At 52.6% G+C, this 12,287-nt stretch carries 10 protein-coding genes and 4 tRNA genes; 9 read left to right on the top strand and 5 right to left on the bottom strand.

Features of this window, described 5'->3' with window-relative positions; all coding sequences use genetic code 11:
• The first annotated feature begins 89 nt into the window (after positions 1 to 89).
• The 3 genes from pth (at position 90) to L1X57_RS18595 (ending at position 2,022) form a co-directional block, all read left to right on the top strand.
• Complete coding sequence (gene pth / locus L1X57_RS18585; protein WP_009722636.1) at positions 90 to 671, top strand: aminoacyl-tRNA hydrolase; 582 nt, start codon at positions 90 to 92, stop codon at positions 669 to 671.
• Between the two features lie 107 nt (positions 672 to 778).
• A complete protein-coding gene (gene ychF, locus L1X57_RS18590) occupies positions 779 to 1,870 on the top strand; it encodes a redox-regulated ATPase YchF (RefSeq protein WP_009722635.1) in 1,092 nt (363 codons plus the stop codon).
• Between the two features lie 75 nt (positions 1,871 to 1,945).
• Positions 1,946 to 2,022, top strand: a tRNA-Met gene (locus tag L1X57_RS18595).
• Positions 2,023 to 2,087: 65 nt separating this feature from the next.
• On the opposite strand, the gene L1X57_RS18600 is transcribed toward L1X57_RS18595, so the two are convergent.
• Positions 2,088 to 3,392, bottom strand: coding sequence for a M18 family aminopeptidase (locus L1X57_RS18600; RefSeq protein ID WP_009722634.1), 1,305 nt, complete (start codon positions 3,390 to 3,392; stop codon positions 2,088 to 2,090).
• 138 nt (positions 3,393 to 3,530) lie between these two features.
• On the opposite strand from L1X57_RS18600, the gene L1X57_RS18605 reads away from it, so the two are divergent.
• A complete protein-coding gene (locus tag L1X57_RS18605; RefSeq protein WP_009722633.1) occupies positions 3,531 to 5,630 on the top strand; it encodes a carboxy terminal-processing peptidase in 2,100 nt (699 codons plus the stop codon).
• A 55-nt stretch (positions 5,631 to 5,685) separates the two neighbouring features.
• Here L1X57_RS18605 and L1X57_RS18610 read toward each other — a convergent pair whose 3' ends face one another.
• From L1X57_RS18610 to L1X57_RS18625, 4 genes are all read right to left on the bottom strand, one after another.
• Positions 5,686 to 6,048: a metalloregulator ArsR/SmtB family transcription factor gene (locus L1X57_RS18610; RefSeq protein ID WP_009722632.1), complete on the bottom strand. Its 363-nt coding sequence runs from the start codon at positions 6,046 to 6,048 to the stop codon at positions 5,686 to 5,688.
• Positions 6,049 to 6,252: 204 nt separating this feature from the next.
• Positions 6,253 to 6,328, bottom strand: a tRNA-Asn gene (locus tag L1X57_RS18615).
• 39 nt (positions 6,329 to 6,367) lie between these two features.
• Positions 6,368 to 6,443: transfer RNA gene (locus tag L1X57_RS18620), tRNA-Asn, on the bottom strand.
• Positions 6,444 to 6,511: 68 nt separating this feature from the next.
• A tRNA-Asn gene (locus tag L1X57_RS18625) sits at positions 6,512 to 6,587 on the bottom strand.
• A 197-nt stretch (positions 6,588 to 6,784) separates the two neighbouring features.
• Here L1X57_RS18625 and miaB point away from each other — a divergent pair.
• From miaB to lnt, 5 genes are all read left to right on the top strand, one after another.
• Entirely contained in the window at positions 6,785 to 8,128 is a 1,344-nt protein-coding gene (gene miaB / locus L1X57_RS18630) for a tRNA (N6-isopentenyl adenosine(37)-C2)-methylthiotransferase MiaB (protein WP_009722631.1), read from the top strand.
• Positions 8,129 to 8,214: 86 nt separating this feature from the next.
• Complete coding sequence (locus L1X57_RS18635; RefSeq protein WP_039868772.1) at positions 8,215 to 9,294, top strand: PhoH family protein; 1,080 nt, start codon at positions 8,215 to 8,217, stop codon at positions 9,292 to 9,294.
• On the top strand, positions 9,291 to 9,752 hold the full coding sequence (gene ybeY, locus L1X57_RS18640; protein ID WP_009722629.1) for an rRNA maturation RNase YbeY: 462 nt from the start codon (positions 9,291 to 9,293) through the stop codon (positions 9,750 to 9,752). Before L1X57_RS18635 ends, ybeY begins: the two co-directional genes overlap by 4 nt.
• Positions 9,753 to 9,892: 140 nt before the next feature.
• The gene (locus tag L1X57_RS18645; RefSeq protein WP_009722628.1) at positions 9,893 to 10,786 is read left to right on the top strand and encodes an HlyC/CorC family transporter; all 894 of its coding nucleotides are present in this window, start codon (positions 9,893 to 9,895) and stop codon (positions 10,784 to 10,786) included.
• Between the two features lie 37 nt (positions 10,787 to 10,823).
• Complete coding sequence (lnt, locus tag L1X57_RS18650) at positions 10,824 to 12,281, top strand: apolipoprotein N-acyltransferase (RefSeq protein ID WP_009722627.1); 1,458 nt, start codon at positions 10,824 to 10,826, stop codon at positions 12,279 to 12,281.
• Positions 12,282 to 12,287: the final 6 nt, after the last annotated feature.

Raw genomic sequence — 12,287 nt, forward strand, 5'->3', positions numbered from 1 at the left:
TAAAATCAAGCGCTTCGGCGCTTGATTTTTTTTTGCGGTCTGACATGACGTCGAAAATTTCTTCTGGAAATTTTTTATGAGGTGGGACAATGAGCCAGGTAACGGCCATTATTGGCCTGGGCAACCCCGGTGCAGAATACGATGCAACTCGCCACAATGCGGGCTTTTGGCTGGTAGACGCCATTGCACGCAGTGCACATACAGAACTTCGCCCGGAAAAGAAGTTTTTGGGCCTGTACGCCAAAGCACGTGTTGGCGACCATGAACTGCACCTTCTCAACCCCACTACTTTTATGAATCGTAGCGGCGCTGCCGTCGCGGCGCTTGCACAGTTTTTCAAACTAACGCCTGACAATCTACTAGTCGCCCATGATGAGCTAGACCTTCCGCCAGGACAGGCACGCTATAAGACCGGCGGTGGACATGGCGGTCATAACGGCCTGCGAGACATCATTAGCGCTTTAGGCAATCAGAAACAGTTCCACCGAGCAAGAATTGGCATTGGCCACCCTGGTGAGGCACACCAGGTCGTTAATTATGTCCTTGGCCGCCCCGGCAAAGCCGAACGGGAAGCCATTGAAAGCGCATTAGATGAGTGCCTAGCGACACTGCCACTTGCACTCTCAGGCGACTGGGCTAAAGCAATGAACCGCCTTCATAGCGTAAAATAGCAGCACACTTTATAAGCATCCTTAAATCAGGCGTTTTAGCACGCCTTTTTTTCAATATTGGCAGGCGCTTCCCTTGTTGCGCTGCCCTAGCGGCCAGGAAGTAATTTATGGGCTTTAACTGCGGTATCGTCGGTCTACCCAATGTAGGCAAATCCACGCTTTTTAATGCGCTGACCAAATCTGGTATTGATGCAGAAAATTTCCCTTTCTGCACCATTGAGCCGAACGTAGGCATCGTTCCAATGCCTGACCCGCGACTTGATAAGCTTGCGGAGATCGTCAAGCCACAAAAAGTGCTGCCGACCACGATGGAGTTTGTCGATATCGCAGGCTTGGTCGCCGGGGCATCCAAAGGCGAAGGCTTGGGCAACAAGTTTTTGGCCAATATTCGCGAAACCCAAGCGATCGCCCATGTCGTACGCTGCTTTGATAACGACAACGTGATCCACGTTGCCAATCAGGTGGATCCCCGTGCGGATATTGAAACTATCAACTTGGAGCTGGCGCTTGCCGACCTAGATACCGTCGAAAAAGCCAGCCAGCGCCTTGTCCGCTCGGTGAAAGGCGGCGACAAAGATGCCACTGCCACCAAAGCGATTCTTGACCGCATCCAGCCACACCTCGCTGAAGGTATGCCGCTGCGTAGTTTTGGTCTTGATGAAGACGAAAAACGCCAAGTTAAGAGCTTCGGCTTCTTAACGCTCAAGCCCACGATGTACATTGCCAACGTTAATGAAGATGGGTTCGAGAATAATCCTTACCTGGACATCGTTAACGAGATTGCGGCGGAAGAAGGTGCAGCAGTGGTGCCGGTATGCAACCAGCTAGAAGCCGAGATCGCCGAGCTAGATGACGAAGAGCGCAGCATGTTCCTAGCCGAAATGGGCATGGAAGAGCCCGGACTTGATCGCGTTATTCGCGCAGGCTATGCCCTGCTTGGCCTACAAACGTATTTCACCGCTGGCGTTAAAGAAGTGCGCGCTTGGACAGTGAAAGAAGGTGCCAGCGCTCCGGAAGCTGCGGGCGTGATTCACACCGATTTCCAAAAAGGTTTTATCCGCGCCGAAGTGGTTGCTTACGAAGACTTTGTCTCACTCAATGGCGAGCAAGGGGCTAAAGACGCTGGCAAATGGCGCCTAGAAGGCAAGGATTACATCGTTAAAGATGGCGATGTAATCCATTTCCGTTTTAACGTCTGACAGGCAACCGTCTGACAATAAAAAGAAACGCTTGACGAACGGCGGGCTACTGAGTAATATTCGCCCCCGTTGAATGGCTACGTAGCTCAGCTGGTTAGAGCACATCACTCATAATGATGGGGTCCCCTGTTCAAATCAGGGCGTAGCCACCACACGAATAGTAAAGGCCCGCTGACATCGTCAGCGGGCCTTTTTCGTTATCGAGAAACAACCATACTCAACGCAACTCAGAACGGTTCAAAAACACCGTCAACGCCCGAGTCAAATAATCAACATCTCGGGTGCCGGCTGTTTCACGAACAGAATGCATTGCCCACTGAGGAAGCCCCACGTCAATCGTAGGCACGCCCACTTCAGTAGCGGTAATCGGCCCAATAGTACTACCACAGCCCATATCTGAGCGGGTAACAAACGACTGCACGGGAACATCCGCCTCACGGCATACATCCCGAAACAGCGCCCCCGTTACACTGTTTGTTGCATAGCGCTGATTGGCATTCACCTTGATAACTGGACCACCATTAATAGCAGGACCATGACGCTCGTCGTGCTTGTCCTGGAAATTGGGGTGTAAAGCATGGGCATTGTCGCAAGAAATCATTAGTGATGACTGAATCAGCTGAATCAGCGACTCTTCAGTAGCACCACCCACTTGAGCATTTAAACGCTTCAGCACATCACCCAAGAAGGGCCCCTGAGCACCACATGCACTGGCACTACCCACCTCTTCATGATCATTGGCGACTAACAGAGCTCCTTGGCTAGCATCACATTCAAGCAACGCCTCAAGCCCTACAAAACATGACAATAAGTTGTCTAACCGCGCACTGGCGACCAACTCCTGACGCAGCCCTACCAATGATGGCGGTTGTACGTCATAAAACCCCAACTCAAAGTCGACGACTTCCACAGCACGTAGGCCATGCTGCTCTTCCAGCCAATCAGCCAATAAGTCACTAAGCTGCGCGCTATCACTCTGCATCACAACGGGCGACATTTGCGTCTGCGGGTTAATAACGCGCCCAGCATTCACATCGCGGTCTAAATGAATCGCCAAACTAGGCACCATGGCGATTGGTCGGTCTATATTTAACAGCACACTTTCTAAATGGCCATCTGCATGACGTACATGCACACGCCCTGCCAACCCCAGGTCACGATCAAACCACGGGGCTAACAGCACACCACCATAAACCTGCACCCCTAACTGCAACCATCCCGCTGCATACTGGGTGGCGTTGGGCTTTAAACGCAGCCCCGGGCTATCCGTATGCGCACCCAGCATACGCAGGCTGGTTAATTTCTCAGCAGGCAGCTGAAATGCAATCACTGACGAATCATTGCGCGTCACGTAATAGCGCTTACCCGGCTTAAGCTGCCAGTTAGTCGTTTCCTCAAGGCGCACAAAGCCCGCCTGCTCCAAACGCTCCGCCATGCAGCGAGTCGCATGCCAAGGCGTGGGCGACTGGTGCAGAAAATCACATAGTCGCGTTACACGATCCGCGTTGAAAGCTTCGGACATAGAAATCCTCATAACAGTAATGATTGAGTATCACAGGGTAAATGACCTGCTACAATGCTCCCTCGGCCTACGCAACTCATAGGCTATCTGCGGGTCTAGGGAAGAATGAGTGTACACAAATCCGGGAGAGCTTGACTGATGAGCTTGTTTGCAACGTTTTCGCGCTCGGTCGCCCTTGCTGTGATGCTGGTAATTACCAGCCCAGCAGCGCTGGCGCAACTTGAGCCGACCGACGAACAACGCCAAGCGGCAGTGGAAATAGCGGATTCACTTCGCTATGGGCATTATGCTGATATTAATTTCGACGAGCAGTGGTCAGCGGAAGCTTTCCAACGCTATCTAGACATTTTGGACGGCCAGCGCTCCTACCTATTGCACCGCGATATAGAGCCTTACCGTCATTTAGAGCGCGATATGGCAGAAGCGCTTTTTGATGGTGATCTTGACGATGCGTTTGCACTTTATAATCGCCTTAGCGAGCGCCACACAGCACGCCTTGAGTGGTTGTTAGAGCGTCTTAATGAAGGGCTCTCATTTGAATTCGATAGCGATGAGCGCTTAGAAGTCGACCGCGAAGAAGCCCCATGGGCAACCCGCGAAAGTGAATTAGACGAACTATGGCGCAAACGGCTCAAAAACGATGCGCTAACGCTTGCCCTAACCGACCAAGATGACGAGCAGATAGAAGATAATTTGCGCCAACGCTACGAAGGACAGCTCTCTCGCTTGCGCCAGTCTGAGTCTGAAGACGTCTTCGGGCTAATCATGGCGGCAGTATCTAGCACTATCGACCCTCACACCGGCTACCTCTCCCCTCGTCAGAGCGAATCATTTGATATTCAAATGAGCCTTTCACTCGAGGGTATCGGTGCACTACTTCAAGCCGACGGGGAATACGTCAAAGTCTCCAGCCTAGTACCCGGCGGCCCTGCCGATCGTGCGGGCGTGCTTGAACCCGCTGACCGAATCATCGCCGTGGGCCAAGAAGAAGGCGACATGGTCAATGTGGTAGGCATGCGCCTAGACAATGTCGTTGACCTAATTCGTGGCCCTAAAGGCTCCGTCGTACGCCTGGACGTGGTACCCGCCCAAGCAGTGGATATGACCCGCTCACAAATTGTTGAAATTACCCGCGATACCGTCAGCCTCGAAGACCAAGCAGCGCATAGTGAAGTAATTAACATTGAGCGAGACGGCAAACCTCATCGCATCGGCGTGATTGACGTTCCGACGTTTTACGTCGACTTTGACGCTTGGCAGGCAGGTGAGGAAGAGTACCGCAGCACCACCCGCGACGTCGCCCGAGAAATTGAAAGCCTTAAGAAAGAAGGCGTTGAAGGCATCGTTCTGGATCTTCGCAACAACGGCGGCGGCGCACTTCAAGAAGCCAACTCTTTGATAGGCTTGTTTATCGACCGGGGCCCAACCGTTCAGGTTCGTGATGCCCAAGGGCGCATCCAGCTTTATGGCGACACCGAAGCAGGCACGATTTACGATGGCCCACTGACCGTACTGGTTAACCGCCTTTCCGCCTCAGCATCGGAAATTTTTGCCGGTGCTATTCAAGATTATGGCCGCGGCATTGTGGTAGGCACCCCCACCTTTGGCAAAGGCACCGTGCAAACTCTGAACGATCTTAGCCATGGTCAAATCAAGCTTACCCGCGCCAAGTTCTACCGTATTTCAGGTGACAGCACCCAAAATCGCGGCGTTGAACCCGACATTATTTTTCCCAGCCTGATTGACCCAGAGCGCATTGGCGAAAGCAGCCTAGATAATGCGCTCGCTTGGGATACCGTACAGAACGTTCAATACCGCCGCTATGGCTCCCCTGAGAACGCACTCGCTGCACTAACTTCTCAACACCAAGAACGTGCCAAGGAGAATCCTAACTTCCGCTACTTAGAGCGCCAGTCCACCTTGGCCCGCCAACTGCGCGAACAGCACACCAGCGTTAGCCTGAACCGCGAACAGCGCCAACGGGAGCTAGAAGCTCAAGAAGCCGAGCAGCTTTCACTTGAAAACCAACGTCGTCGCGCCTTAAACCTGCCAGAGCTAGACGAGTGGATGGACGCGCGCAGTGATAACTCACAGCCTGAAGGCAGTGAAACAGACGCTGCCAACGAGGATGATAAGGATGAAGACATGCCAGCTGATCGCGCCCATGTACTAGAAGCCGCCGAAATCTTACTCGACTATGCTCATCTTCAGGGCTCACAGCGGATGGTTAAGCGTTAAGCTACCATTACCAGAAACGCCGACCTGCAGGTCGGCGTTTTTTATTGGCTAACGGTTAACATAACGCGGCCCGCCGTGCCGGTCGGTCACCCATTTTCGCTAGCCGCTGAGCCAGCGCTTGAATACGCACTGCACTGCCTTCGGCACCAGCATCAATAATCTCTTGCGCCCACCCAGGCAGCTGAGGCGACAAACGATAGTAAACCCACTGCCCTTCCCGCTGATCGATAAGCAACCCACACTGGCGCAACTGGGCCAAATGTCGCGACACTTTAGGCTGCGACTCTTCTAGCGCATAGGTCATCTCACATACACACAGAGATTGCTCTCTAGCAATCAACAGCACTAGCATTAACCGCGTTTCGTCACTTAGGCACTTGAATACCTGCAGTGCATGCAGGCTAGCAGCTTTTCCCACGGGCACCTTCCCAAACAATGAGTAACCGAAACAGTCTATACGCCCCTAACCGTTAGACACAAAAAATCACCCAGGATGCCATAGGGCATTGAGTGTTATCATGAACAACAAATAGCAGAGATGTGAAACGGTCGGTTAAGGCTAACGACTGCGTAAACAATGTTTACGAGAAAGGTGACAAAAGACAGTAAGAAGAAAACTAAATGGCTCCCCGAGCAGGACTCGAACCTGCGACCCAATGATTAACAGTCATTTGCTCTACCAACTGAGCTATCGGGGAACGTTTACCGTAGACGGTAATGACAGCAGAACAGCAATTTGGCTCCTCGAGCAGGACTCGAACCTGCGACCCAATGATTAACAGTCATTTGCTCTACCAACTGAGCTATCGAGGAACATTACATTTTGCTGCTGTGTTTAGAGCGAAGCCACTGGAAGTAACATACAACCTACTTCAGTATGTTGGCTCCTCGAGCAGGACTCGAACCTGCGACCCAATGATTAACAGTCATTTGCTCTACCAACTGAGCTATCGAGGAACTGCTCAAACACGGTGCGTAGTATACTGATTGAAACGCTCGGGTCAAGTATCGATTGTAGGTGAACGCTAGCCCCAGGTTTCTTGTGCCCGTATAATGCTGCCATTCAATGGCAGCACGTTACACTGCCTATTACGATTGCATTCATGTTTTCATTCATCCCTCGTCCCCCGACGACTCATAGATGACAGGTACCGATGGCGAAGAAGCTCTTTATCAAAACGCACGGCTGCCAAATGAACGAGTACGACTCCTCGCGTATGGCAGATCTGCTCGGCGAATCTCACCAGCTGGAATTGACCGATAACGAAAAAGAAGCTGACGTTATCTTGTTGAACACCTGCTCTATTCGCGAAAAGGCGCAGGACAAGGTGTTTCATCAATTGGGTCGCTGGAAAAAGCTAAAAGACGCTAACCCCGACCTAGTGATCGGTGTTGGCGGCTGCGTAGCAAGCCAAGAAGGTGAAGCGCTGCGCAAGCGCGCGCCCTTTGTCGATATGATTTTTGGCCCGCAAACGCTTCACCGCGTGCCCAAAATGCTGGACGCGCGCAATAACAATCAGATCGCGGCTGTCGATGTCACTTTCCCAGAAATCGAAAAGTTCGATCATCTACCGCAGCCGAAATCTGATGGCGCAACCGCCTTTGTTTCTATCATGGAAGGCTGTTCGAAATACTGCACGTTCTGTGTCGTGCCCTATACGCGTGGCGAAGAAGTTTCCCGCCCCTTTGAGTCGGTTATCGATGAAGTTATTCACTTAGCCGATCAAGGGGTACGCGAAATTAACCTGCTTGGCCAAAACGTGAACGCTTATCGCGGTGAAAATGACGATGGCGATGAGATCGACCTTGCCGAGCTAATCGCCTGTGTCGCTGCGGTGGATGGCATTGATCGCGTGCGTTTTACGACCTCTCACCCGGTGGAGTTCACTGATAGCCTAGTAGATGCTTTTGCCGATATTCCAGAATTGGTGAGTCATTTACACCTACCGGTACAGTCAGGCTCTGATCGTATTTTAAGTGCGATGAAGCGCGGCCATACCGCAGAAGAGTATATCGAGAAGATGGAGCGTATCCGCGCCAACCGCCCGGATATTAGCTTTTCTTCTGATTTTATTATCGGCTTCCCTGGCGAAACCGAAGAGGACTTCGAAGCGACGATGGATCTGATTCACCGTATCGGCTTTGATCACTCATTCAGCTTTGTTTACTCAGCACGCCCGGGCACCCCAGCCTCTGGCCTGCCGGACGAAACACCGGAAAGTGTCAAAAAGCAGCGCCTCGCCATTTTGCAGGAGCGGATCCTGCAGCAGGCAGCGCAGATCAGCCGACGCATGGTCGGCACTACCCAGCGAGTTCTGGTATCCGGTTTCTCACCGCGAGACCCGGGCCAACTCTCAGGGCGCACCGAAAATAACCGCGTGGTTAATTTCCGTGCGGCCAACCCAACAGAACTGATCGGCTACTTTGTAGACGTGGAGATTACCGAAGCGCTGCCCAACTCGTTGCGTGGCGATCTCGCTTCTCCAGAGCGTTATTAACTGCTCACTTATCCTAGGTAATTGCCCCGGCACGGCCGGGGCAGTAAGCTGAGTCTCACATACATCAACTAATGGGTTTCTTACTCTTGAGCCAGCCATCACCTCAGGCCAATCGCATTATCACCCTAAGCCTTGAACCCAATGACCCGCAGCGGCTAGCCAGCCTATGCGGCCAACAGGACGAGCACCTAAAGCTGATTGAAAGCCGCCTGGACGTGACCTTGCGCAATCGCGGCAATGTGTTTCAGCTGGCCGGTGCCGCCAACCGGATCAAAGCTGCTGCTAACGTGCTTGAGCACCTTTACCGTGAAACTGCGGCAGAAGAGCTTGAAGCAGACACGGTACACTTATTCCTTCAGGAATCTGGCTTAGAAGCGCTAGAAGAAGAGGATGATAGCGACATCAGCAGCGATGACGTGATTATGCGTACACCGCGCACCATGATTAAGCCTCGCGGCCTTAATCAGCAGCGCTACGTACAAAGCATTCGCGAACACGATATCAATTTTGGTATTGGGCCTGCCGGTACGGGAAAAACATACTTAGCGGTTGCCGCGGCGGTAGAAGCGCTAAATCAGCAGGAAGTGCGCCGTATTCTTTTGGTGCGCCCAGCGGTAGAGGCAGGCGAAAAGCTAGGCTTCCTACCTGGCGATCTTGCCCAGAAAATCGATCCTTACCTGCGCCCGCTCTACGACGCACTGTACGAGATGATCGGCTTCGAACAGGTCGCCAAGCTCATTGAGCGTCAGGTGATCGAGATTGCCCCCCTGGCCTATATGCGCGGGCGCACTCTGAATAACTCCTACATCATTCTGGACGAAAGCCAAAACACCACGCCGGAGCAGATGAAAATGTTCCTGACGCGGATTGGCTTTGGCTCAACGGCGGTAATTACCGGCGATATTACCCAGGTAGACCTGCCACGCGGGCAGCGTTCAGGCCTTTCACAGGTGCTGGATGTTCTTAAGGAAACTCCCGGCATCGGCGTGACCCACTTTGCTGCGAAAGACGTCGTGCGTCACCCGCTGGTTCAGCGGATCATCGAAGCCTATGACGAGTTTGAGTCGCAGCAGGAAGTGCAAGAGCGTGCGCGCCGTGAAGCTCGCCAGCAGGAGCGCGAGGCTCGTATGCAAGCGCTTGAACGCGCAGGAGAGGCACCACGATGAATGACATCGTGATTGACCGTCAGGCGGCCATCAATGAGCCGCTGCTTCCTACCCTCGAACAGCTCACCCATTGGGTGGGCTGTGTCTTTTCTCGCCATCCCGATGATGAACGCTTAGAGCTGACAATTCGCTTTGTGGATGAAGCGGAAAGCCAAGCGCTCAATCGAGATTATCGGGGTAAAGATAAATCAACCAACGTGCTCTCATTTCCATTTGAGAACCCACCTGGTGTCTCTTTACCATTACTGGGCGACCTGATTATTTGCCATGCCGTTGTTGCCCATGAGGCCAGCGAACAGCTGAAACCTCTTGAACATCATTACGCGCATATGGTGGTACACGGCACGCTGCACTTAATGGGCTATGACCACATTGAAGAGCAGGAAGCAGAAGAAATGGAGCAGTTAGAGCGCGAGCTTCTTGCTACTCTCGATATTCCTGATCCTTATCACGAGTAAGCTGTTACCCTGGCCGATAATTGCTTTTAGGGTGGTGTATCCCCCCACTCAGTGATAAAACGACAGACTGTTTAACCGTAGCCATCTTCACGTAGCTATTTGCACGTAACTATTTGCACGTAATAGAGAGATTAGACGCAATGAGCGAAGACCGATCGAGCAACTCAAATCAAAAATCCTGGCTCGAGAAACTCTTTGGCGCCCTTTCCGGAGACAATGACGAACCTAGCTCACGCGATGAGCTAATGACGTTTTTACGCCACACCGCAGGGAAACTGAAACTTGATCAAGACGCCATTATGATTATTGAAGGCGCTCTTGAAATCAGCGATCAGCAAGTGCGTGAAATATTGATTCCACGCTCGCAAGTGTCGGCAATTACCCTTGATCAAACCAGCGATGGCTACTTGCCATTGATTCAGGAAACAGGGCACTCCCGTTACCCGGTCATTGGCGAAAATCTTGACGATGTAAAAGGCATCTTACTGGTTAAAGATCTGCTCCCCCTGCTCTCTCAAACGCAAGAAAGCCGTGATGCTTTTAAGCTGGAAGACGTTCTGCGCCCGGCAATGTTCATTCCCGAGTCCAAACGCTTAAACAGCTTGCTGAAAGAGTTCCGTGATACCCATAACCATATGGCAATTGTGGTAGATGAGTACGGCGGCACGGCCGGTATTATTACCATCGAAGATATTCTGGAACAGATTGTCGGGGATATCGAAGATGAGCATGATACCGATGAAGAGGACGATATCCGCACGCTGGAAAACGGTCATTTTGCCATTCGTGCTCTCACACCGATTGAAGACTTCAACGAACGCTTTGGCACCGAGTTTTCTGACGACGAATTCGACACCGTGGGTGGCCTTGTAATGCAACAATTTGGCCACTTACCAGGCCGTGGCGAGCATACCAGCCTGGGCGGCTGGCGGTTCGTCATTCTAAATGCCGATAACCGGCGCATTCGGTTGCTGGAAGCTTACCGCGATGACGCAAGTGAAAATGCTACCGATGGCGACGACAGCGACGGCTAGCCAACCGCCCACTTCAACCTGCCGATAGGATATCACCATGGGGTTGACGCCCACCTTTGCACTTCAACTGCTGGCTGCCCTTGTGGCCGGTGGTTTTACGACACTTACCGCTTCACCGTTTGAGTTATGGTGGCTGGGGCCCATCGCCATCGGCCTTCTTTATGTTGGCCTGCATACCTTAAGCCCTGTTCAAGCAGCGCTGAAAGGTTGGCTATACGGCGTAGCACTCTTCACCAGTGGTACTTCGTGGGTGTATGTATCCATTCATGATTACGGCTACACTGGCGTTCCCCTCGCCGTATTTCTGACCGCATTGTTTGTGACCGTATTAGCGCTCTTTTTTGCAGGCACGTTTTGGCTTTATCGACGTTTTTGCAGCCCGCGTTGGGCGTTGGCTAGCTTTGCAGGCGCCTGGGTGCTGGGCGAAGTACTACGCACCTACCTGTTTACCGGCTTCCCATGGCTTCTGGTTGGTTCCAGCTATGTGGATTCACCGCTGGCCAACTGGGCGCCAGTCGGCGGCGTTTACCTGCTTTCCCTGCTGGTCGTGCTCACAGGCACCTTAGGCGCTGAGCTGCTGCGACGCCAATGGTGGGCAGCGCTGCCATTAGCCGCTATTTGGCTCGTCCCTTTGGCCCTCCCAGCACTCTGGACCACGCCAGCGAGCGAGCCCACTCGCGTTGCGCTACTTCAGGGTAATCTGCCGCAACTATTAAAGTGGACCCCCGAAGGCCAGCGCGTAGCGGCAAATACGTATAGCGATTTAACCCGCCGCGTCGCAGATGATGCCGATCTTATTTTATGGCCTGAAACCGCCCTACCGATGATCGATAGCCAAGCTCGCCCAGTGTTAGAACGCGTACAAGCCAACTTACCGCCAAGCACCGCACTATTAACCGGTATTGTCCAACTCGACGAGAACAACCGTTATTTCAATAGCGTGATTGGTGTTGGCAACGTCGAGGGCAGCTATCAAAAAGAGCACCTAGTACCGTTTGGTGAGTACCTGCCGCTTGAAAGTGTGTTGCGGGGTGCCATCGACTTCTTTGACCTACCGATGTCGAGTTTTTCTAAAGGCGCCTCCGAACAAACGCCAATGCAGGCAGCCGGCGTGACAATTGGCAACGCCATTTGCTATGAGATTATCTACCCACAGCTGGTGGCACGCCGCGCAGCAGACAGCGACGTGATTGTGACGGTATCTAATGACACCTGGTTTGGTGCTTCCATTGGCCCCCACCAACACTTGCAAATGGCCCGGCTGCGCGCACTGGAAAATGGCCGTTATGTCGTGCGTGCTACCAGCAACGGCATCACCGCGATTATTAACCCCCGTGGCGAGCTGGTAGATAGCGCAGCGCAATTCGAAACCACCTATCTCACCGGCGAATTTTATGCCATGGAAGGAGCAACACCATTTACCCGCACTGGCAGTTGGCCTGCGTGGCTATTCGCTGGACTGCTACTGTTACCGGGTTTGATACGCAAGCGATAACTAAGA

The organism is Halomonas sp. TD01 (genome assembly GCF_923868895.1).
Lineage (GTDB): Bacteria > Pseudomonadota > Gammaproteobacteria > Pseudomonadales > Halomonadaceae > Vreelandella.